This is a genomic window from Nonomuraea sp. NPDC049758 (assembly GCF_040674635.1).
Lineage (GTDB): Bacteria > Actinomycetota > Actinomycetes > Streptosporangiales > Streptosporangiaceae > Nonomuraea.
Genome location: NZ_JBFAMZ010000004.1, coordinates 290937 through 312107, shown reverse-complemented (window position 1 = coordinate 312107; position 21171 = coordinate 290937). Strand labels below are relative to the sequence as shown.

Sequence of the window (21171 nt, the reverse complement as noted above, 5' to 3'; positions counted from 1 at the left end):
CCATGCCGGTCGATCTGGAAAACTGACATCTTGTGGATGGTTACCTCGGCGTCATAGTGATCGTGGCCGTCGTCGCCCTGCTGGCGGCCGGCGGCCTCTTCCTGCTGTTCAGGCCGGGTGGCAAGGCGGCGCCGCCCGTGCCGCCGCCGGAGGCGCCGCCGCTTCCCGAGGAGGAGAAGCGGCCCGCCGGCCCGGTCGAGGAGGCCGACGGCGCGGTCACCACGGTGCCGCCGCCGGTCCAGCCGGCCGAGCCGATGGTCATCGCCCCCGAGGTCGAGGTGCCGCCGCCGTCCGCTGGGCGGATGGTGCGGCTGCGCTCGCGTCTGGCGCGTTCGCAGAGCGCGCTCGGCCGCGGCCTGCTGGAGTTGCTGTCCCGCGACCGGCTCGACGACGACGTCTGGGACGAGATCGAGGAGAGCCTGATCACCGCCGACGTGGGCGTCGCCCCGACCCGCGCGATGGTCGAGGAGCTGCGCACCAAGGTCAAGGTGCTGGGCAGCCGCACGCCCGCCGAGGTCAGGGGCCTGCTGCGCGAGCAGCTTCTCGCCCAGGTCAACCCCGACCTCGACCGCAGCCTGCACGTGCAGAAGCACGGCGAGCGGCCCGCCGTGGTGCTGGTCGTGGGCGTCAACGGCACGGGCAAGACCACCACCACCGGCAAGCTCGCCCGCTCGCTCATCGGCGACGGCAAGACGGTCGTGCTCGGCGCGGCCGACACCTTCCGCGCGGCGGCGGCCGACCAGCTCCAGACGTGGGGCGAGCGGGTCGGCGCCGAGACCGTGCGCGGGCCGGAGGGCGGCGACCCGGCCTCGGTGGCCTTCGACGCCACGGCCAAGGGCATCGAGGACAAGGTCGACGTCGTCATCGTCGACACCGCGGGCCGCCTGCACACCAAGACCGGCCTGATGGACGAGCTGGGCAAGGTCAAGCGGGTCATCGAGAAGAAGGCCACGGTCGACGAGGTGCTGCTCGTCCTCGACGCCACCACCGGCCAGAACGGCATGCGCCAGGCCCAGGTGTTCGCCGAGGTGGTCAACATCACCGGCATCGCGCTCACCAAGCTCGACGGCACCGCCAAGGGCGGCATCGTGATCTCCGTGCAGCGCGAGCTGGGCGTGCCGGTCAAGCTCGTGGGGCTCGGCGAGGGGCCCGACGATCTGGCGCCTTTCGACCCGGATGTCTTCGTGGACGCGATCCTGGGCGACTAACCCCGTTTATCGGCCATGTCCTAATTCATGCCGAAATGGCCCTTACCAGAAAAGTCTTGAGTCGCTAGTTAGCTTTGTGCTGACATGTTCGGGTTATCCGCGATCACGTAAGGGATGCCCATGAAGAAGATCGTCGTCCATCGTCCCGGGACTGTCAGGCCCTCCACGCTCGCCTCGCCGCGACACGGCATTTGACCTGTCTCTGGGTCGGCGTTTCCACGCGGGAACGCCGACCGCTGGGAAAGGGGCGGTCGTGAGGACGATCGCCCTGGACGCCGACCGCCGGGCAGCCGGGCCGTACACGCTGGCCGCCGCGCTGCTCGACCTTCTGGTCCCCGAGGCGCTCGACCGGCGGCCCGACCTGGTCGCCGCATACGACGTGGAGCTCCGGGTCGCGGCGCCCCGCCTGCGGCCGCTCGTGCCGGTGCGCAGGCGCTCGCTGGCCGACGACCTGCCGAGGGGGCAGCGCATCCTCATCCCGGGGGCGCGGCGCAGCCTCAGGATCGCCAACGGGCTGGCCGAGTTCGTCCGCGAGCTGCTGGCCGTCACCGGGCCGCTCACGCTCGTCGTGTCGAACCTGGGCGAGGCCGACCACACCGACCGCGAACTGGTCGAGGTGCTGCGCCGCCGGCTCGACCCGGGGCTGCTGCGCGTCGCGGAAGGTCCGTCGTCGCCCGGTGAGGGCCCGCTGTGCGCCGACTTCGACCGCTACCGCGACGAGGGCTTCCATCACGCGATGGTGGAGTCGGGCACGGAGGCGCTGCGCGGCATGGCGTACGAGGACGACCCCGACGGGTGGCGGACCCTCGTGCAGCGCGTCGCCACGGCCCTGGAGGCGGTGGAGCGCGAGGAGGAGGCCCGCGAGCTCTACGACCGGGCCAGGCGCCTCAGCACCGACCCCAAGCACCGGGCCACCATCGCCTACGCCACCGCGATGATCCTGGTACGCCACCACGACCCCGCCCGCCGCGACCCCGGCGAGGCGATGGCGTGGATCAACGAGGCCGTCACGATCACGTCGTTGCTGCCCGACCCCCGCGAACGCGCCTTCCACCTCGGCTTCGACCTCAACGGCAAGGCCCTGGTGGAGCTGCGCGCCGGCCGTCCGGACGCCGCGCTGCGGCTGGTCGAGCAGGCCATCGCCCTGGCCGACGAGCACCTGGCGGACGAGCACCCGGTCCACCGGCTCGTGCTGCGCGCCAACAGGGCCCAGCTGCTGGCCGCGGCCGGCCGGTACGAGGAGGCGCTGGCCGACTACACGGCGGCGATCGACGCCGATCCCGGCTATTCGGACTACTACCTCGACCGGGGCAACCTGCTGAACAAGCTCGGCAGACCGGACGAGGCCCTGGCCGACTACGAGACCGTCATGCGGCTCAGCCCGCCCTTCCCCGAGGCGTACTACAACCGCTCGGAGCTGCGGTTCGCGGCCGGCGACCTGGACGGCGCCCGCGCCGACCTCGACCGCACGCTGGAGCTCGACCCCGACTTCGCCCCCGCGTACGTGAACAGGTGCGGCCTGCTCGCCCTGCACGGCGAGTACGAGCAGGCCAGGCGGGACGTGGAGCGCGGCCTCGCGCTCCGGCCGCGCGACGCCCACCTGCTCTGCGTGCTCGGCCAGGTGGAGACGGCCCAGGGCCGCCACCCGGAGGCGTACGCCGCCTTCGACGCCGCGCTGGAGATCGATCCCGACCTGGCCGCCGCGTGGGGGAGCCGGGCCGTGCTCGCCTTCGAACGCGGCGACCCCGACGGCGCGCTGTCCGACCTGACCCGCGCGCTGAAGCTGACGGAGACGGCCGAGCTGCTGTTCAACCGGGCGATGGTCCACCGGGAGCTGGGACGGGCGAGGGAGGCCAGACAGGACCTGCTCAGAGCCGCCGAGCTGGCCCCCGGCGATCCGGACGTCGGGCGGGCGCTGGCCGAGGGGTGAGGGGATGGGCGGCCGGTACTGGCTCCTCCTGGGAGCCTTCCTCGCCTCCTCGCTCGGCACCTGGATCTACCGGCTGGCCCTGCCGCTGCTCGTCTACGACCTGACCGGGTCGGCGCTCGGCACGGGGCTGGTCTACGTGACCGAGTACCTGCCGTACCTGCTGCTGGGGATGTTCGGCGGGGTGATCGCCGACCGGTTCGACCGGCGGCGGGTGCTGGTGCTGGGCGACCTGGCGTCGGGGGCCGTCACCGTCGTGCTCGCCGTCCTGGTCACGGCCGGTGTGTCCCGGTTGTGGCCGATCTACGTGGTGGCGTTCCTGTTGGCCTGTGTGGACCCGCTCTACCAGCCGGCGTTCCGGTCGATCGTGCCCTCGCTGGTGGAGGTGGCGCGGCTGCCGCAGGCCAACGCCCGGCTGCACATCGGCGAGCACGCGGTCAACATGGCCGGGCCGGTGATCGGCGGCGCGCTGGTGGTGAACTTCGGCTACCAGGTGGCCGTCTACGCCGACGCGGGCACGTTCCTGCTGTCGGCGCTGCTGATCTCGCTGATCAGGACCGCGCCCGCCGCCGCGGCGGCGGTGCGGGGGTGGTCGGTGGTCGCCGACATGCGCGAGGGCCTGCGCTTCCTGACCGGCGGCGACCGGGTGGTGCTCACCACCGCCCTGTCCGCCGCGGCCTGCAACTTCGGCGTCTGGCTGCTGCTGGCGGGGCTGGTGTACTACCTCAGCTCGTACCACGGGTTCACGCCCGGGGAGATCGGCGTCGTCTACGCCTTCCAGGGGGCGGGCGCGGTGCTCGGGGCGGTGTTGGGCGGCAGGCTGGTGTCCAGGTGCCGGCCGGGCCCGCTGATCTGCTGGGCCGTCGTGGCCGGGGGCCTGTCGATGCTGGCCATGATCCCGGCCAGGGGGCCGGTGCTGATCGGGCTGGCCTGGATGGGGCAGTTCGCGGCCGCCGGGACCTCGATCGTGGCGAGCATGACCGTCCGCCAGCTGCTCGTCCCCGACCACCTGCTCGGACGGGTGCTCGGCACGGCCAGGATGATCGCGTTCTTCTCCATCCCGATCGCCTCGCTGGTCACGGGCGTGTTCGAGTCGGCGGTGCGGAACGCGTACGCGCTGATGGCCTTCGCCGGGGTGAGCTGGCTGGCCATCGCGGCGGGCGTGGCGCTGTCGCCGATGCGCCGGGTCAGCCTCGCGCGGCTGCGAGCGGCCCGATCGGCACCACGAGAGGGGTCCCCGCGACCGGATCCTCGATGACCTTCGCGTCCAGCTCGAACACCTCGCGCAGCAGCTCCTCGGTCAGCACCTCGTGCGGGGCGCCGGCGGCCACGACCTTGCCGGCGCGCATGGCCACCAGCCGGTCGGCGTAGCGCGCGGCCAGGTTGAGGTCGTGCAGGACCATGACGACCGTGCGGCCGGCCTGCTCGTGCAGGTGCCGGACGAGCTCCAGCACCTCCACCTGGTGGGCCAGGTCGAGGAAGGTGGTGGGCTCGTCGAGCAGCAGCAGGTCGGTGCCCTGGGCCAGGGCCATGGAGATCCACGCCCGCTGCCGCTGGCCGCCCGACAGCTCGTCGAGCGGGCGTTCGGCGAGGTCGGCCAGGCCGGTCATGGTCAGCGCCGCGGCGACGGCCGACTCGTCGTCGGAGGACCACTGCCGGTACCACGTCTGGTGCGGATGCCGTCCCCTGGCCACCAGATCGGCCACGGTGAGCCCTTCGGGGGCGGACGGCGCCTGCGGCAGCACGCCGAGGATCTTGGCCACCTCGCGGGTGGGGATGGCGTCGATGCGCTTGCCGTCCAGCAGCACCTGGCCGCCCTGGGGCTTGAGCAGGCGGCCGAGCGCGCGCAGCAGGGTGGACTTGCCGCAGCCGTTCGGGCCGATGATGGTGGTCACCGTGCCCGCCTCGACGCCCAGGTCGAGGCCGTCCACGATGGTCCGGTCGCCGTAGCCGAGCTTGACGCCCGCGGCCTGCAGCCTCATTTGCGTGCCCTCCAGATCAGGTGGATCAGGTACGGTGCGCCCAGCACGGCCGTGACGATGCCGACGGGCAGCTCGATCGGGGAGAAGACGGTCCGGGCGATCAGGTCGGCGCCCGCGGTGAGCACGGCCCCGGTGACCGCCGAGCACAGCAGCGGCGGCCGGGCCGAGCGGGCCAGCCGGAGCGCGATCTGCGGCGCGGCCAGGGCCACGAAGGCGATCGGCCCGGCCGAGGCGGTGGCCACCGCGGCCAGCAGCACGGCGGCCAGGATCAGCAGGGCGCGGGCCGCGTTCACACGCACGCCGAGGGCGGTGACCACGTCGTCGCCGAAGCGCAGCGCGTCGAGCGGGCGGGTGCCGAGCAGGGTGGCCGGGACGAGCACCGCCAGCGCGAGCGCCACGGGCACGACGTGCTCCCAGCCGCGGCCGTTGAGCGAGCCGCTGATCCAGACCATGGCCCGGCCGGTGTCGTTGACGTCGCCGACGGTCAGCAGCCAGAACTTCACGTTCGTGAACACGGCGGCCACGCCGATGCCGACCAGGACCAGGCGGTAGCCGTCCAGGCCGCGCCGCCAGGCCAGACCGTAGACGACGGACGCGCCGAGCAGGCCGCCGAGCAGGGCGAGCGCGGGGATGCCCAGGTCGGCCAGCAGGCCGCTGGCGCCGCCGTAGACGCTGCCGCTGGCCACCACGCCGGCCACGACGGTGACCGAGGCGCCGGTCGTGACGCCGAGGATCTCGGGGCTGGCCAGCGGGTTGCGGGCGATGGACTGGATGATCGCGCCGGACAGCGCGAGCGCGGCGCCGACCAGGGCGCCGGTCAGGGCGCGCGGCAGGCGCAGCTCCATGATGACGAAGTGGGCCGGGCTGTTGACGTCGAAGGTGCCCTGGAGCACCTCCGCCAGGCTCAACGGGAGGTCGCCGATGCGCATGTTCAGCGCCATGAGCACGACCAGGAGCGCCAGGCCGGTCACGCCGACGGCGACGGCGCGCGGGCGCAGCCGCCAGGACAGGGCGCCGAGGCGCAGGGGGAGCGCGGTCATAGCCGTACCGGCTTTCTGCGGCGGACCAGGGCGACGAAGAAGGGCGCGCCGATCAGCGCGAGGACCACGCCGACCTCCAGCTCGCCCGGAGGGGCGACCACGCGGCCGATCACGTCGGCGACCAGCAGCAACGCCGCTCCGACCAGCCCCGAGTACGGCAGCAGCCACCGGTGGTCGGTGCCCGACAGCGGCCGGGCCAGATGCGGCACGATCAGGCCCACGAACGCCAGCGAGCCGCAGGCCGCCACCGCCGCGCCCGACAGCAGGGTGACGGCGGCGACGCCGACCGTCCTGGTCAGGGCGATGTTCTGGCCGAGCGAGCGGGCGACGTCCTCGCCGAGTGACAGGGCGTTCAGGCCCGGGGCGTTGACCAGGGCGAGCAGCAGGCCGGCGAGGATGAACGGGAGCACCTGCCAGACCACGTCCGGGCCCCTGGCGGCGATGGAGCCGGACTGCCAGAAGCGGAAGACGTCCATGGCCTGCTCGTCGAGGAGCACGATGGCCGAGGTCATGGCGTACAGCAGGGCGCTGACCGCGGTGCCGGCCAGGGCCAGCGTGACCGGGGTGGGGCCGCCCCTGCCGCCCGTCATGCCGAGCGCGAACACCGCCACGCTGGCCACCAGCGCGCCCGCCAGGCCGAACCAGATGTAGGCGAGCAGGCTGGAGGCGCCGAGCAGGATGATCGAGGCCACCATGGCGAACGCCGCGCCCTGCGTGACGCCCAGCAGGCCGGGGTCGGCCAGCGGGTTGCGCGTGTGGCCCTGCATGAGGGCGCCCGCGACGCCGAGCGCGATCCCGGCCAGCACCCCGAGCACGGTACGCGGCACGCGCAGCGAGCGGATGATGATGTCGTTCTCGCTGCCCGTGGGCGCGGTGAGAGCCTGCCAGGCGTCGCCCGGCGGTACGGACTTCGAGCCGACCGTGATGCTCAGCACCACCCCGGCCGCGACGGCGGCGAGAAGGAGGAGCAGGAGGACGAGCCGCCGGCGCCGGATGCCGTGGAGGCGGGGCGCGAGCGCGGTCACCAGTTTCCTCCCCTTGTTTGCCCGATCGTGGTGAAGTATGCCAGGTTAGGCAGGGCTAACCTAATTTAGGTTCGCCTTACTTCAAGAAAGGGTTCCGATGAGAGCGTGGCGGGTGCTGGCCGGTGTGCTGCTGGTGGCGGGGGTGGCCGCGTGCGGCTCGACGGAGCCGGCGGCCACGCCGTCGGCCGACCCGGCGGCCAGGACGATCGAGCACGCGATGGGCTCGACCAAGATCTCCGGGCAGCCCAAGCGGGTCGTCGCGCTCGACCAGAGCTTCGTGGACGCGGTGCTCACGCTGGAGACCCCCGTGATCGGCTACACCACCTACCGGTCGATCGACACCAAGCTGCCCGACTACCTCGGCCCGCTCGTCGCCCAGTACGGCAAGGAGGCGACCCCGGTCGGCACCCTGGAGCAGCCCAGCCTGGAGAAGATCGCCGCGCTCAAGCCCGACCTGATCGTCTCGGCCAAGGTCCGGCACGAGGCCCTGTACGACAAGCTGTCGAAGATCGCGCCGACGGTCTTCAGCGAGACGACCGGCGCCATCTGGAAGGAGAACCTGCGGCTCATGGGCCGCGCCCTGGGCAAGGAGGACCTGGCCGACTCCCGGATCAAGGCGTTCGAGGAGCGCGCGGGCACGATCGGGGCCGCGATCAAGGAGAAGGCGGGCGGGAAGCTGCCGACCGTCTCGATCGTGCGCTTCGCCGGTGAGCCCACCGTCCGGCTCTACGTCGAGAAGTCGTACTCCGGGGTGGTGCTGAAGGACGTCGGCTTCCCCCGCCCCGAGGGCCAGCCGACCAAGGACGACGCCATCGCCGTGGACGTCAGCCAGGAGCGCATCGCCGACCTCGACGCCGACCACATCTTCGTCGCCACCTACCCGGACCCGGCCAGCGACGGCCCCAAGGAGAAGTTCGTCGGCAACCCGCTGTGGGGCCGGCTCAAGGGGGACAAGCACGAGGTCAGCGACCTGACCTGGATGAGCGCCGTGGGCATCCAGGGCGCCCACGCGATCCTGGACGACCTGGCCAAGACCTTCTCGGTCGACCCCGCCAAGGCCGCCTAGAGGGCTCAGCGCGGCAGGAACGTCCGCAGGTCGGCCAGGTGGGGTTCGAGGTCGAGCCCCTGGCCGGCCAGCCATTCCGGGTTGTCGTAGGTGCCCTTGTAGCGGTCGCCGCGGTCGCAGATCAGGGTGACGACGCTGCCCTGGACGCCCGCTTCGCGCATCTCCCTGACGAGCTCGACGCACGCCGCCATGTTCGTCCCCGTGGAGCCGCCGACGTCCAGGCCGGTGACCTCGCGGGTCCAGTGCATGGCGGCGATCGAGCGGGCGTCGGGGACGGCGATCATGCGGTCGATCACGCTGGGCAGGAACGACGGCTCCACCCGGGGACGCCCGATGCCCTCGATCCGCGACCCCGAGGCCGTCACCGTGGGGTCGCCGGAGACCCAGCCCGGGTAGAACGCCGAGCCCTCCGGGTCGACCACGGCCAGGCGGGTGGGGTGGCGGCGGTAGCGGATGTAGCGGCCGATCGTGGACGACGTGCCGCCGGTGCCGGCGCCCACGACGATCCAGGCGGGCTCGGGATGCGGCTCCATGGACATCTGGGAATAGATCGACTCGGCGATGTTGTTGTTGCCACGCCAGTCGGTCGCGCGTTCGGCGTAGGTGAACTGGTCCATGAAGTGGCCCCCGGTCTCGGCGGCCAGCCGGTGAGATTCGTCATAGATCGCCCCGGGGTCGGCGACGAGGTGACATTTCCCGCCGTAGAACTCGATGAGATGGCACTTCTCGGGCGACGTGGACGCGGGCATGACGGCGATGAACGGCAGGCCGAGCAGCCGGGCGAAATACGCCTCGCTGACCGCGGTCGAGCCGCTGGACGCCTCCACGATCGTGGTGGCCGGGCCGATCCAGCCGTTGGCGAGGCCGTACAGGAACAGGGACCGCGCGAGCCGGTGCTTGAGTGAACCGGTCGGGTGCACCGATTCGTCTTTCAGATAGAGGTTTACGCCCCAGTCGGAGGGAAGCGGAAAGACGTGCAGGTGAGTGTCACAACTTCGGTTGGCGTCGGCCTCCACCTTGCGGATGGCCTCCGCCACCCACCGACGTGTCCCCGTGTCGTGACGGTCCACAGATTCCATGTCCATACGCTATCCCCTGTGACTCTGACCACTATTCCTACGAAATTGGGTGGGTAGTGTTATGATAATGAGACTTGTCCGGCCGTGGACGTGACCACGCACGCCGCGAGCAGATGGACTACAAACCCCTTCTGACCTATGCGGACTCTCCTAACGCGTCCCTTACCTGGGAGTTGCGAGGATGAGGAACGCTGTCAGGCGGCTTGTGCCGAACGGGGGATAGCGCAAGGGGGAATGAATTGATCACTATGACCGATGAGCAGCGTCAGGACTGGTTCGAGCGCGATGTCGTGCCCGTGACGTCGCAGCTGTTCGCTTCCGCCATGCGCCTGACCCGTAACGCCGCCGATGCCGAGGACCTGGTGCAGGAGACGGTCGCCAAGGCGTACACGTCCTATCACCAGTTCCGTGAGGGCACCAACCTCAAGGCGTGGCTGCACCGCATCCTCACCAACAACTTCATCAACGACTACCGCAAGAAGCAGCGCTCGCCGAAGTTGTCGGCCGCCGAGGACATCGAGGACTGGCAGCTGCACGCCGCCGAGTCCCACACCTCGACGGGCCTGCGCTCGGCCGAGACCGAGGCGCTCGACCGGCTGCCCGACAGCGTCGTGATGAACGCCCTGCGCTCCCTGCCCGAGGACTTCCGCGTGGCCGTCTACCTGGCCGACGTCGAGGGGTTCGCGTACAAGGAGATCGCCGAGCGCATGGGGACGCCCATCGGCACCGTGATGTCCCGTCTGCACCGTGGCCGCCGCCAGCTCCGCGGCATGCTGGAGGACTACGCGCGGGAGGAGGGCGCCGTGCGCCTTCCCGCCCCCCGCGCCGCCGCCTAGGGAGAGTCCAGGGACAGGCGAAGGCGGACGCGTAACAGGCCGCCTTCGTCGCGCAGCTGCACCCGGTCGCAGAGCTGCCGGCTGATCCAGAGCCCGTACCCCCGCGGGGACTCGGGCTCCGGCGGTATGTAGCCCGGCAGGGGGTCGTCGAGCGCCCCGCCGGGATCGGCGATCTCGCAGACGAGGTCGCGTTCCTCCACCCACATCGTGATCGTGCCGAACCCGGCGCCGTGCTCGACGCAGTTCGCGGCGATCTCCGAGACGCTGAGCACCAGCGAGGAGATGAGGTTGCGGTCCATGCCGGCCGTCCTGGCGTAGTCGCCGACGGTCTGGCGCAGGCGCTTGAGCTCGCGGGCCGAGAACCGCACCAGGCAGGCCCCCGGGCCCGGCTCCGGGAACGGCGCGTCGTCGCCGTCGAGCACCAGCTCGTGGGGCTGCACGAACCGCCCGCTGGCCGCCTCACCCCCCGCCCCCAGCACCAGGGGATGGACGACCGGGGTGAGCTCGCGGACGGGCTCGGGGACGTCGCGCAGGTCGTACAGGCACATCATGACGGACGGGGCCGCGGCCAGGGCGGCGTTGACGACCGAGTCGTAGCGGATGAGGTCCTGGATCCGCGGCTCGCTCAGATCGGTCCAGACGGGCTCGCCGACGACCAGGGTGGGCCGCCCGCGCGTGTACTCGTGGTAGGCGGCCAGCATCCGGTGGGGGTGGCCGTACCAGGCGCCGGCCGGGCGGCTGTCGATGCGCCGCGCGTCGCCGTCGAGGGCCTCCGCCAGCAGCGCCAGCCGGTCGGGGCGGTTGACGACCAGCACGCGCCGGTCTTCGTCCAGCGCGGTGCGCACGCGCGGCACGACGAGGTCGAGGAAGGCCCGATCGGAGTCGTACGGTACCGCGACGTGCTTCAGCGACTGTGCCCGCTCACGGCGCACGGCCGAAACGTAACAAGGGCGGCCCGGCCGCGCAACGGCGGAAGCCGACCAATAACGTCGAACGGCCTGCGCGTGACTCCCCGGAGTTTGATGATTACTCCATGTCTTGGACGGCTGATGCCCGTTGCTGGGTACATCTGTTGTGTACGGAAACGTCGGCAGGGGGTGGCGTGTGACCGAAGCCCGCGCGGCGACGGAGAAACTCCAGGCGGAGCTGCACGGGCTGGGAGTCACCAGCGCGTACGAGGTGGGGGACGGAGCGACCATCTCGGTCTGGATAGGTCTCGTCGTGCACTACAGGGACGGTTTTTACCGTTGGCAGGAAGGTCCGGTTAAACGTCGTCATCTGGGTACGGATCCGGTTGGATGTGCCATGCGCGTGGCGCGCCGCTACAAGGAGCTGCACGCGGATATCCCACTCTGGTGGGACGACCTGGCCAGGGAACTACGGGGGAGACCGGTCCAGGACTATCCGTAAGGCCCCCGCGTGCGGTGTTTCGGGGGAAAACATGCGCATTTGGGCTTTGCCATTCGTCCTGATCGTTCTCGTGGGCTGCGCCGCCCAGCCGGTGCCGCGCCGACATTCCGCCATGATCCGGCCACAGGTCAGTCCTGAGGTCCTGGCCAAGCGGCTGATCGCGCAGCAGTCCGACTGGCCGCGCAGCCGCCGGTTCGACTGCGGCAAGATCAAGTGTGTGGCCCTGACCTTCGACGACGGTCCAGGGCCCTACACCGGCAAGCTGCTCGACCTGTTGCGCCAGCGCCACGTCAGGGCCACGTTCTTCGTGCTGGGGGAGATGGTGGCCGCCGACAGCGGCGGCCGGATCACCCGCCGCATCGTGGACGAGGGCCACGAGATCGGCAACCACTCCTGGTCCCATCCGTCGCTGACCGGCCTGTCCCGCGAGGGCGTGCGCAACGAGCTGGGGCACACCGACGAGCTCGTCCACCGGCTGACCGGGGTCAAGATGCGGGTGATGCGCCCGCCGTACGGCAGCACCGACGAGGCCGTCGCCGCCGAGACCCGCCGCGAGGGCCTGGCCCAGATCCTGTGGGACGTCGACACCCTCGACTGGCTGCACCGCGAGCCCGCCGCCGTGGTCAGGCGGGCCGACACCGCCAAGGCCGGGTCGATCGTGCTCATGCACGACATCCACCCCACCACGGTCGAGGCCGTGCCGAAGGTGATCGACACCCTCGCCAAGAAGGGCTACACGTTCGTCACGATCTCGGAACTGTACGGCCGCCCGCCCACACCGGGCCGCACGTACACCGCACGGTGAGCGGCATGGCACCCTTGGGCCATGGCTTTCACCGGCTTCCCCGACGAGGCGTTCATCTTCTACGAGGGCCTTGAGGCGGACAACTCCAAGCACTACTTCACCCGCCACAAGCACCTCTACGAGGACGCGGTCCGCGCGCCCATGACGGAGCTCACCGACGAGCTGGCCGCCGAGTTCGGCCCGGCCCAGCTCTTCCGGCCCTACCGTGACGTGCGCTTCTCCAAGGACAAGACGCCGTACAAGACCCATCAGGGCGCCTTCGTCGACCTGATGCCCGGCATCGGCTACTACGTCGAGATCAGCGCCGCCGGCCTGTACGTCGCCGGCGGCCGCTACACCCAGGCCTCCGACCAGATCGCCCGCTACCGCGCGGCCGTGGACGAGGACGTCACCGGCAAGCCGCTGGAGTCGATCGTCGCCCGGCTCGCCGGCGCCGGCTACACGATCGGCGGCGACCGGCTGAAGACCAGGCCGCGCGGCTTCGACGAGGACCACCCGCGCATCGAGCTGCTGCGCCACAGGTCCCTGTTCGCGGGCGTGCGCCACGAGCCGGAGCCGTGGGTGCACACGGCCGAGGTGCGCGGACGCGTCGAGCGGGCCTGGCGCGACTTCGCCGCGCTGATCGACTGGCAGTGCGCGCACGTCAGGGGCAGCGAGCTGCCGCGCCGCTGAGCGTCACCGCTGGCCCGTCGTGACCTGGTCGCCCTTCAGGATGCGGTCGACCGTCTGCCCGGCCGCCGAGCTGGCCGCCGTCGTGCCCACGGCCAGCGCCAGGGCCAGGGTCGGCGCGGCCAGGCTGCGCACGCTGCGCAGGTTGCGCACCCTGGCCCACGGCTCGCCGGCCAGGTGCATGATCCGCCACTCCCAGAACAGCCCGAGCCCGACGCAGACCATCATCACCTGCCCCACCACGATGGCCACGACCTGCGCCTTGTCGAGGGCGCCGATGTCCGGCTCGACCAGCGTCGACAGGTAGCCGGCCAGGCTGGTCAGCAGGGCCGCCACGGCCAGGTGCAGCGCCTTGGTCATCGGCTGGGTGCCCCGGACGCACGGGTAGAAGTAGCCGAACAGGAAGCCGAACGCGGGCAGGGTGAGCAGGTAGCGGCCGTCGAAGAGGAAGCTGGTCAGGTCCGCGCCCTCCGGGCGGCCGTAGACCAGCGCGAAGGGCAGGCTCAGCAGCAGGCTGACGGTGAACGCCGACACGCCGCTGTGCCAGGGCGTGCAGCCGGCCGCCGTGGCGAAGGCGGTCTCGGGATGGCGGCCGTGCTCACGCAGCGCGGACTCCAGAGCCTGCCGCCGCTGGTCGAACTCGGCCATCGACATGTCCGCGGCCAGCCTGGTCCGTCCGGCGCGGTACAGCTCCTGCTCGGCGAGCAGCAGCAGGCGCCGGTGCAGGGCCGCGCGGACGAACTGCCGGTGCTCCTCCTGCGTGTCCGGCTCCACGACGGACGCGGGCGGCCCGGCGAGCAGCCAGCGCGCGGTCAGCCAGGCCACGAGTGAGGTGATCGCCAGCAGTGGCAGCGGCACGTCGATGTCGGCCAGCGTCGTGCTGCCGCCGGGCGTGATGTAGAGCACCATCAGCACCACGACCATCGTCGACTCGGCGGCCGGGTCGCGCACGGCGGCCACCCGGCAGCCCAGCCGCCACAAGCGCAGCACCAGCATCACGAACCCGAGCAGCAGCAGCCCGAGCACCCCGCGGACCAGCGGGTCCAGCGGCAGGCTGCCGATCGTCGGGACGGCCGCGCGGGGCACGGCCAGGCTCCACGACCCCGCGTCCAGCCATTCCGTGGGCCAGCCCTGCACGAGCAGGCTCACCACGACCGCGCCCACCACCGCGCCCCGGCTCCACCGCCTGGTCGCCACGGTCACCGCCGCCACGGGGATCATCGCCCAGCTCAGCGCCAGCAGCAGCCGGACGCTGTCGGGCGGGTACACGCCGTCCAGCAGCGCCCGCAGCCACAGGGCCAGTGCCAGCAGCCCGACCGCGGCCTCGGCCCACAGCGCGGCCAAGCGGACCACCACCGGCCTGACCCCGAGGTCCACGCTGAAGCCGACCGCCGCGCCCGCCGCCGCCAGGGCCGCGACGGCTCCGCCGGTCAGCAGCACGCGCCCGGGGAGCTGGCCGTGCAGCCAGGACCAGCTCAGCATGCCGAGCCCGACCAGCAGGCCGAGCCCGGTCACCGTGAGCAGGTCGCGGCCGGTCCACGGCGCGCTGGTGGGCAGCACCCGTCCGGCGTGCCGCAGCGCCATCACCGGCACGGCGACGAACAGGATCACGTACCCGACCGGCGACCACTCCGCGGCGACCAGCGGGATCAGCAGGGCCGGCGCGGCGATGGCCAGGCCGATGACCAGCTCCCTGTTGGGCACCCGCTGCCACCACCGCCGGCCGAGCGAGCGCACCAGGAACACCGCCAGCGCGCACGCCGTGAGCACGCCGAGCGCGGTGGCCCAGGAGAAGTCGTCCTCCTCGGCGACGTCGGGGAAGCCGTAGGAGCCGGGGGCCAGCGTCAGGCTCACCGGGTAGGCGCCGACGGAGAAGCGCAGCAGGCCGCGCTCCTGCCGTTCCGGCTGGATGCCCTCGACGCGCAGCACGGTCCACTCGCCGGGCAGCACGGTGACCGCGCGCTCCACGACGATCAGCGGGAGCGCGGTCGGCGAGGCGAAGTCGAGCCGGAGCAGCCCCTCGACCCTGACCTGGCGCAGCAGCGTCACCGTGAACTCGGCCGTGACGTGCCCCGGCGAGGAGACGATGAGCGGCGCGAGCCGGGTGGTGGGCGCCAGGCTCTGGCCGTCCGCCTTGAGCGCGCCGAACCCGGAGTCGGTCACCTGCGGCAGCGTGCCCGGGAAGCCGCCGCCCTGGCGCAGCGCCTCGGCCAGCGGGTCGTCGGGACGCAGGTCCAGCCGGTGCCTGACGGTGATCCTGACCTGGCGCTGCCGGGGGTCGATCCGCCCCTCGGGGACGGCTTCGAGGTCGGCCGCGCGGGCCCGGACGACTGAGACCTCGGTGGCCGCGGTACGGGCCCATCCGGCGGCCGGGTCGGCGCGGGCGGCGGCGGCCGCCCACGGGTCGGTCACGACGGTGCTCTTGGGCCTGTCGGACCCGGTCACGGGTCTGGCTGCGATGGTGCACCAAACAATCGCCCCGAACGACACCAGAGCCAGCCCGAATGAAACTGCCATCCGGAGCTTTCCCACAATTGGGATGATTCTCCGGCATGCCGAAATGTTCTATGGCATAGGGTCACGGTGTTATCACAGATGGTCTCATGACCACGTTTCTTTACACCGTGACCCGGGAGAGGGGTTCCATCGCGCGTGCTCGGGCCGCCCGTTGACAGGCCCCTCTGACACGGAAACCGCGTGCCACCGGGAAAGGTGACACGCGGCCGTGGTGCGGAGAGAACGAATCAGGCGCGCTTGGCGCGGGCGGCGGCGCGGCCGCGGGCGGAGGCGTCGAGCACGACCTTGCGGATGCGGACCGCGTCGGGCGTGATCTCCACGCACTCGTCCTCGCGGATGAACTCCAGCGCCTGCTCCAGCGAGAGCGTCCGCGGCGGGATGACCTTCTCGGTCTCCTCGCTCGTGGACGAGCGCATGTTCGTGAGCTTCTTCTCCTTGGTGATGTTCACGTCCATGTCGTCGGAACGCGAGTTCTCACCGATGATCATGCCCTCGTAGACCTCGGTGGTCGGCGAGACGAACAGCGTGCCGCGCTCCTGGAGGTTGAGCATGGCGAACGCGGTCACCGGGCCCGAGCGGTCGGCCACCAGCGAGCCGTTGTTGCGGGTGCGCAGCTCGCCGAACCACGGCTCGTAGGAGTCGAACACGTGGTGGACCAGGCCGGTGCCGCGGGTCTCGGTCAGGAACTCGGTGCGGAAGCCGATCAGGCCGCGGGCCGGGACCACGAACTCCATGCGGATCCAGCCGGTGCCGTGGTTGGTCATGTGCTCCATGCGGCCCTTGCGGACTGCCAGGAGCTGGGTGACCGCGCCGAGGTACTCCTCCGGGCAGTCGACCGTCAGGCGCTCGACCGGCTCGTGCACCTTGCCGTCGATGGTCTTGGTGACCACCTGCGGCTTGCCGACGGTCAGCTCGTAGCCCTCGCGGCGCATCTGCTCGACGAGGATGGCCAGCGCCAGCTCACCGCGGCCCTGCACCTCCCAGGCGTCGGGACGGTCGGTGGGCAGCACGCGCAGCGACACGTTGCCGACCAGCTCCTTGTCGAGCCGGTCCTTGACCATGCGGGCGGTGACCTTCGAGCCCTTGACCTTGCCGACCAGCGGCGAGGTGTTGGTGCCGATGGTCATCGAGATCGCCGGCTCGTCGACCGTGATCAGCGGCAGCGGGCGCGGGTCCTCCGGGTCGGCCAGCGTCTCGCCGATCATGATCTCGGGGATGCCCGCGATGGCGATGATGTCGCCGGGGCCGGCCTCCTCGGCCGGCTTGCGCTCCAGCGCCTCGGTCATCAGCAGCTCGGTGATCTTCACCTTCTGGATCGTGCCGTCGGTACGGCACCAGGCGACCTGCTGGCCCTTGCGCATGACGCCCTGGTGGATCCGGCACAGCGCGATACGGCCCAGGTAGGAGGAGGCGTCGAGGTTGGTGACGTGCGCCTGCAGCGGGGCGTTGGGGTCGTACGTGGGCGCCGGGATCGTCGACTTGATGATGTCGAACAGCGGCTCCAGGTCCTCCGAGTCGGGCATGCCGCCGTCGTCGGGACGGTTCATGGAGGCGCGGCCGGCCTTGGCCGAGGCGTAGACGATCGGGAAGTCGATCTGCTCCTCGGTGGCGTCGAGGTCCATGAACAGCTCGTAGACCTCGTCGACGACCTCCTTGATGCGGGCGTCGGGGCGGTCGACCTTGTTGATGCACAGGATGACCGGCATCTTGGCGGCGAACGCCTTGCGCAGCACGAACCGGGTCTGCGGCAGCGGACCCTCGGAGGCGTCGACCAGCAGCACCACACCGTCGACCATGGACAGGCCGCGCTCGACCTCGCCGCCGAAGTCGGCGTGGCCGGGGGTGTCGATGATGTTCAGGGTCATGCCGCCGTGCTGGATGGCGGTGTTCTTGGCGAGAATGGTGATGCCCTTCTCGCGCTCCAGGTCGTTGGAGTCCATGACCCGGTCGTCGACGTCCTGGTTCGCGCGGAAGGCCCCGGACTGCCAGAGCATGGCGTCGACCAGTGTGGTCTTGCCATGGTCGACGTGCGCGATGATCGCGATGTTCCGCAGGTCGTCGCGGCTGTTCAAAGGCATGATGACTTCTCGCTCTGTGTCGTGGGGGCGGCCGCGCGAAGTCGCGACCCACCAAGTCTAGTTGATCCCCTCTCGTGACAAGAGCGGGACAAGGCGTCTGCGGCGCTGTAGGGGTGAACGCATCGGCCGGCGCGTCTGATTCCCGGCGTCCCGCATGGATCATGGGCAGGGGGGCAATGAGCAACCGTGAGGGACGAAGGGCTGGTGCTGCTCGCCGCGTGGGGGCAGTTCGCGCTGCTCCTGGGGCTGCTGGCCTATTTCCTGCTGCGAGGCCGCACATGAGGCGGGTGGCGGCGCTGCTCGTGCTGCTCGTCGCCGCCGCCGGATGCGTGAGCCCCGCCTGGGACGACCACGACTACGCGCTCAAGGCCAAGCAGTCGGACGAGAGCGTCTCCTCCATCGTCCGGATCGTCCGTCTGGCCGTCCAGAACTCCCACCGGCTGACCAGGCCGTACCTCAAGGTCGTGCTCACCGACGCGGCCGGCGAGCTCGACGCGGTCGGCGACCAGTTCGGCGGGGTCCAGCCGCCGTCCGAGCGGTCCGACCAGGTGCGCGACCGGCTGCTCGACCGCATCCAGCGGGCCGAGGAGCTGGTGGACGACCTGCTCATCCAGGTACGCCGGGACCGGATCAAGGACCCCGCCCAGGCGGTGCGGGAGCTGGAGGCGCTGGGGTGAGGAAGCTCTTCGCCGTCACGCTCGGCATCCTCACCGCCGTCGGCGGCTTCGTGGACATCGGCGACCTCGTGGCCAACTCGCTGGTCGGAGCGCGGTTCGGGATGTCGCTGGCGTGGGTCGTGGTGGTTGGCGTGGTGGGCATCTGCCTGTTCGCCGAGATGTCCGGCAGGATCGCCGCAGTCTCCGGCCGGCCGGTCTTCGACCTCGTCCGCGAGCGGCTCGGACCGCGGGCGGGCCTGCTCAACCTGGGGGCGTCGTTCTTCATCAACCTGCTCACGCTGGCCGCGGAGATCGGCGGCGCCTCGCTCGCCCTGGAGCTGGCCACCGGCGTCAACTACCTGCTGTGGGTGCCGGGGGTGGCACTGGTCGCCTGGCTGGTGATGTGGCGGGTCAAGTTCGAGACCATGGAACGGGTGTTCGGGCTGGCCGGGCTCGCGCTGGTGGTCTTCGGGGTGGCGGCGTGGCAGCTCGGCCCCGACTGGGGACAGCTGGGCAGCCAGCTCGCCTCGCCGCCGCAGGCCGAGGGGGCGGCGACCTACTGGTATTACGCGGTCGCGCTGCTCGGCGGCGCGATGACCCCGTACGAGGTGTTCTTCTTCTCCTCCGGCGGCGTCGAGGAGCGGTGGACGCGCCAGGACCTGGTGACCGCCCGCGCCAACGTGTTCGTCGGCTTCCCGCTCGGCGGCATGTTGTCGCTGACCATCATGGTCTGCGCCGCCGCGGTGTTCCTGCCGGCGCAGATCCAGGTGGAGTCGCTGGCGCAGATGGTGCTGCCGGTGGGCGTCGGGCTGGGCAAGATCGGGCTGGCGATGGCCATCATCGGGGTGTTCGCGGCCACGTTCGGCGCGACGCTGGAGACCGCCCTGTCGTCGGGGTACACGCTCAGCCAGTACTTCGGCTGGCGGTGGGGCAAGCGGGTGCGGCCGAGGGACGCCGCCAGGTTCCACGTCGTGGTGCTGGTCGCGGTCGTGCTGGCCGCGGCGCTCATCCTGACGACCGTCGACCCGGTCATGGTGACGGAGTACTCGCTGGTGTTCTCGGCCGCCGCGCTGCCGTTGACGTACCTGCCGGTGCTGATGATCGCCAATGATCCCGACTACATGAACGACCGGGTCAACAGCCGGTTCACCAACGCCGTCGGCACCGCGTACATGATCCTGCTGTCGGTGGTCGCGGTGGCGGCGATCCCGCTGCTGATCGCCACGAAGGCGGGCCAATGAGGGCCCGGGAGCTCCACGCCGACCTGCACCTGCTCGACCGGCAGGTGGTCGGCGCGGACGACGGCGAGCCCGTGTGCAAGGTGGACGACCTGGAGCTGGCCGGCGACCCGCCGTACGTGGCGGCCCTCCTCGCCGGGCCGCTCGCGCTCGCCCCCCGCATCGGCGGCCTGCCCGGCTGGCTGATGAGCTCGGTGACCACGCTGTTCCGGCCCGAGGAGCACCCGCAGCCCCGGCGCATCCCCATGCACCTGGTCACCGAGATCGGCAGCGCGATCAAGGTGAGCGGCGAGCTCGCCGAGCCCGCACTCGAACGCTGGACGCGGGAGAACGTGATCGCCAGGATCCCCGGCAGCGGCGGCGAGCGCCGGCCCGGCGGAGAGGTCGTGCACGCCGCCGGCCCCGCCCCGAGGATCAGCTGGTTCAAGGGCCGCACGGTGACCGACGCGGCCGGCGAGGCGGTCGGCAGGGTCGCCGACGTGTGGCTGTGCCAGGACGGCCCGCTGCTGATGGGCGTGCAGAACGCGTTCCGGGTCAGCGGCCTCATCGTCGTGCCGCGCCGCACCGGCAAGCTCTTCGGGTACGAGCGCGGCCCGGGCGGCCGGGCCCCCTGGCTGGTCGAGGCCCTGATCAGGCGCCGGCTCAAGGGCAGCAGGCTGGTGGCCTGGGAGCAGCTGGCCTGGGAGGGCGGCTCCTGGTCGGAGGAGCCCGGCGCCGGCCTGCGCCTGAACGTGCCGGCCGACCGGCTCGCCCCCCTCGCCGAGCTGTACGAGCGCGAGCCGGGACGTACATAGCAGGTTGCACATTTGTGTGCATGGCAGGAGCCGTCGCGGTCCCTACATTGTCGTCATGACGTGGACAGAGCTGGTTATGGGCTCGGCACCGAGCAAGGGCGACCAGCCGGCGGTGAGCGACGTCAGGACCGGCGAGGTGCTGTCGTACGCGCAGTTCGCCAGGCGGGTCACCCGCGCGGCGGGCGGGCTGCGGCGCGACGGGCTGACCTACGGCGACCGCGTCCTCATCGACCTGCCGCTCGGCGCGTCGCTGGTGGTGGCGGTCCACGCGGTGGCCTGGGCGGGCGGCGTCGCCGTGCTGGGCGGCCCGGGGCCGGTCCGCATGGTGATCACCCGCGGCCCCCGCGAGCCCGGCGGGGTCGCCGCGGACCGCGTCTACGCCTTCCGCCCCTCGCCCGGCGCGCTGCCGTTCGCCGGGCTGCTCAACGCGAGCCCGGTGGAGTTCGGCCCGCTGGCGGGCGCGGCGCTGGCGCCGGGCGGCGGCCGCGTGCTCGACCACGACGAGCTCGCCGCCGACCTGCGCAACCTGGCCGCCCGCCTGGTGGTCGGCAAGGACGACGTCGTCGTCAACGCGGCCGGCGACCTGCTCAAAGGGCTGCGGGTGCTCGACCTGGCGCTGATGTCCGGCGCCCACGTGGTGATCGCCGCCAACGAGCCGACCGTCATCGGCTGCCGGGTGCTGGCCGCCGAGCGCAGGGCCACCATGGTCGTGGCACCGTACGACGTCGCCAGGCGGCTGCTGGGAAACCCCATTCTGCGCGTTGTGGACGAAAGGGCGATCGTCAGCTCGCTTGGCCTGTGAAAAGTGCGACACTGTGGAAGAGTGTGATCCTTCGGCGAC

Annotated in this window: 18 protein-coding genes; 11 read left to right on the top strand and 7 right to left on the bottom strand. The window is 71.5% G+C overall.

From position 1 onward, the window contains the following. Window positions 1-32 precede the first annotated feature (32 nt). The 3 genes from ftsY (at window position 33) to AB0J46_RS12865 (ending at window position 4393) form a co-directional block, all read left to right on the top strand. The gene (gene ftsY, locus AB0J46_RS12875) at window positions 33-1208 is read left to right on the top strand and encodes a signal recognition particle-docking protein FtsY (protein WP_358288490.1); all 1176 of its coding nucleotides are present in this window, start codon (window positions 33-35) and stop codon (window positions 1206-1208) included. 253 nt (window positions 1209-1461) lie between these two features. Further along, window positions 1462-3138, top strand: coding sequence for a tetratricopeptide repeat protein (locus AB0J46_RS12870; RefSeq protein WP_364330341.1), 1677 nt, complete (start codon window positions 1462-1464; stop codon window positions 3136-3138). Window positions 3139-3142: 4 nt separating this feature from the next. After that, window positions 3143-4393 (top strand): MFS transporter, encoded by a 1251-nt coding sequence (locus tag AB0J46_RS12865; RefSeq protein WP_364330338.1) that lies wholly within the window; start codon window positions 3143-3145, stop codon window positions 4391-4393. Here AB0J46_RS12865 and AB0J46_RS12860 read toward each other — a convergent pair. From AB0J46_RS12860 to AB0J46_RS12850, 3 genes are read right to left on the bottom strand one after another with little or no spacing between them, the layout of a single operon-like run. Next, window positions 4323-5117 (bottom strand): ABC transporter ATP-binding protein, encoded by a 795-nt coding sequence (locus AB0J46_RS12860; protein WP_358288482.1) that lies wholly within the window; start codon window positions 5115-5117, stop codon window positions 4323-4325. The genes AB0J46_RS12865 and AB0J46_RS12860 overlap by 71 nt on opposite strands. Beyond that, a complete protein-coding gene (locus tag AB0J46_RS12855; protein WP_364330334.1) occupies window positions 5114-6157 on the bottom strand; it encodes an iron chelate uptake ABC transporter family permease subunit in 1044 nt (347 codons plus the stop codon). Before AB0J46_RS12855 ends, AB0J46_RS12860 begins: the two co-directional genes overlap by 4 nt. Next, window positions 6154-7182, bottom strand: coding sequence for an iron ABC transporter permease (locus AB0J46_RS12850; protein WP_364330331.1), 1029 nt, complete (start codon window positions 7180-7182; stop codon window positions 6154-6156). Before AB0J46_RS12850 ends, AB0J46_RS12855 begins: the two co-directional genes overlap by 4 nt. A 97-nt stretch (window positions 7183-7279) precedes the next feature. Here AB0J46_RS12850 and AB0J46_RS12845 point away from each other — a divergent pair, with 97 nt between their 5' ends. Continuing rightward, on the top strand, window positions 7280-8248 hold the full coding sequence (locus AB0J46_RS12845) for an iron-siderophore ABC transporter substrate-binding protein (protein ID WP_364330328.1): 969 nt from the start codon (window positions 7280-7282) through the stop codon (window positions 8246-8248). A 5-nt stretch (window positions 8249-8253) separates the two neighbouring features. On the opposite strand, the gene AB0J46_RS12840 is transcribed toward AB0J46_RS12845, so the two are convergent. Beyond that, on the bottom strand, window positions 8254-9327 hold the full coding sequence (locus tag AB0J46_RS12840) for a PLP-dependent cysteine synthase family protein (protein WP_364330325.1): 1074 nt from the start codon (window positions 9325-9327) through the stop codon (window positions 8254-8256). Window positions 9328-9575: 248 nt separating this feature from the next. On the opposite strand from AB0J46_RS12840, the gene AB0J46_RS12835 reads away from it, so the two are divergent. Next, window positions 9576-10163 carry a sigma-70 family RNA polymerase sigma factor gene (locus AB0J46_RS12835; RefSeq protein WP_352324845.1) on the top strand — a complete coding sequence of 196 codons (588 nt, stop codon included), beginning with the start codon at window positions 9576-9578 and terminating at the stop codon, window positions 10161-10163. On the opposite strand, the gene AB0J46_RS12830 is transcribed toward AB0J46_RS12835, so the two are convergent. After that, complete coding sequence (locus AB0J46_RS12830) at window positions 10160-11095, bottom strand: sensor histidine kinase (RefSeq protein ID WP_364330322.1); 936 nt, start codon at window positions 11093-11095, stop codon at window positions 10160-10162. The two genes, AB0J46_RS12835 and AB0J46_RS12830, sit on opposite strands and share 4 nt — an antisense overlap. Before the next feature lie 590 nt (window positions 11096-11685). On the opposite strand from AB0J46_RS12830, the gene AB0J46_RS12825 reads away from it, so the two are divergent. Together AB0J46_RS12825 and AB0J46_RS12820 are read left to right on the top strand one after the other, a co-directional pair. Further along, window positions 11686-12378 (top strand): polysaccharide deacetylase family protein, encoded by a 693-nt coding sequence (locus AB0J46_RS12825; RefSeq protein WP_364330319.1) that lies wholly within the window; start codon window positions 11686-11688, stop codon window positions 12376-12378. Between the two features lie 21 nt (window positions 12379-12399). After that, window positions 12400-13050, top strand: coding sequence for a DUF2461 domain-containing protein (locus AB0J46_RS12820; RefSeq protein WP_364330316.1), 651 nt, complete (start codon window positions 12400-12402; stop codon window positions 13048-13050). 3 nt (window positions 13051-13053) lie between these two features. On the opposite strand, the gene AB0J46_RS12815 is transcribed toward AB0J46_RS12820, so the two are convergent. Both AB0J46_RS12815 and typA read right to left on the bottom strand, forming a co-directional pair. Further along, complete coding sequence (locus AB0J46_RS12815; protein WP_364330313.1) at window positions 13054-15492, bottom strand: hypothetical protein; 2439 nt, start codon at window positions 15490-15492, stop codon at window positions 13054-13056. A gap of 299 nt (window positions 15493-15791) precedes the next feature. Then, window positions 15792-17642: a translational GTPase TypA gene (gene typA, locus AB0J46_RS12810; RefSeq protein ID WP_364330310.1), complete on the bottom strand. Its 1851-nt coding sequence runs from the start codon at window positions 17640-17642 to the stop codon at window positions 15792-15794. A gap of 278 nt (window positions 17643-17920) precedes the next feature. On the opposite strand from typA, the gene AB0J46_RS12805 reads away from it, so the two are divergent. Genes AB0J46_RS12805 through AB0J46_RS12790 form a run of 4 tightly spaced genes read left to right on the top strand, consistent with a single transcriptional unit; the run spans window position 17921 to window position 21132 of the window. Next, a complete protein-coding gene (locus AB0J46_RS12805; RefSeq protein WP_364330307.1) occupies window positions 17921-18319 on the top strand; it encodes a hypothetical protein in 399 nt (132 codons plus the stop codon). Beyond that, window positions 18316-19539 carry a divalent metal cation transporter gene (locus AB0J46_RS12800; protein ID WP_364330304.1) on the top strand — a complete coding sequence of 408 codons (1224 nt, stop codon included), beginning with the start codon at window positions 18316-18318 and terminating at the stop codon, window positions 19537-19539. Before AB0J46_RS12805 ends, AB0J46_RS12800 begins: the two co-directional genes overlap by 4 nt. Next, a complete protein-coding gene (locus tag AB0J46_RS12795; protein WP_364330301.1) occupies window positions 19536-20330 on the top strand; it encodes a hypothetical protein in 795 nt (264 codons plus the stop codon). The genes AB0J46_RS12800 and AB0J46_RS12795 overlap by 4 nt, the downstream gene beginning before the upstream one ends. Before the next feature lie 55 nt (window positions 20331-20385). After that, the gene (locus AB0J46_RS12790) at window positions 20386-21132 is read left to right on the top strand and encodes an AMP-binding protein (protein WP_364330298.1); all 747 of its coding nucleotides are present in this window, start codon (window positions 20386-20388) and stop codon (window positions 21130-21132) included. Window positions 21133-21171: the final 39 nt, after the last annotated feature.

Excerpts from the sequence above, each read along its gene's own strand:
- AB0J46_RS12820 (WP_364330316.1), top strand. The coding sequence starts at position 12,400 with ATGGCTTTCACCGGCTTCCCCGACGAGGCGTTCATCTTCTACGAGGGC.
- AB0J46_RS12845 (WP_364330328.1), top strand. The coding sequence starts at position 7,280 with ATGAGAGCGTGGCGGGTGCTGGCCGGTGTGCTGCTGGTGGCGGGGGTG.
- AB0J46_RS12825 (WP_364330319.1), top strand. The coding sequence starts at position 11,686 with ATGATCCGGCCACAGGTCAGTCCTGAGGTCCTGGCCAAGCGGCTGATC.
- AB0J46_RS12855 (WP_364330334.1), bottom strand. The coding sequence starts at position 6,157 with ATGACCGCGCTCCCCCTGCGCCTCGGCGCCCTGTCCTGGCGGCTGCGC.
- AB0J46_RS12835 (WP_352324845.1), top strand. The coding sequence starts at position 9,576 with ATGACCGATGAGCAGCGTCAGGACTGGTTCGAGCGCGATGTCGTGCCC.
- AB0J46_RS12865 (WP_364330338.1), top strand. The coding sequence starts at position 3,143 with ATGGGCGGCCGGTACTGGCTCCTCCTGGGAGCCTTCCTCGCCTCCTCG.
- AB0J46_RS12795 (WP_364330301.1), top strand. The coding sequence starts at position 19,536 with ATGAGGGCCCGGGAGCTCCACGCCGACCTGCACCTGCTCGACCGGCAG.
- typA (WP_364330310.1), bottom strand. The coding sequence starts at position 17,642 with ATGCCTTTGAACAGCCGCGACGACCTGCGGAACATCGCGATCATCGCG.
- AB0J46_RS12790 (WP_364330298.1), top strand. The coding sequence starts at position 20,386 with ATGACGTGGACAGAGCTGGTTATGGGCTCGGCACCGAGCAAGGGCGAC.
- AB0J46_RS12805 (WP_364330307.1), top strand. The coding sequence starts at position 17,921 with ATGAGGCGGGTGGCGGCGCTGCTCGTGCTGCTCGTCGCCGCCGCCGGA.
- AB0J46_RS12860 (WP_358288482.1), bottom strand. The coding sequence starts at position 5,117 with ATGAGGCTGCAGGCCGCGGGCGTCAAGCTCGGCTACGGCGACCGGACC.
- AB0J46_RS12840 (WP_364330325.1), bottom strand. The coding sequence starts at position 9,327 with ATGGAATCTGTGGACCGTCACGACACGGGGACACGTCGGTGGGTGGCG.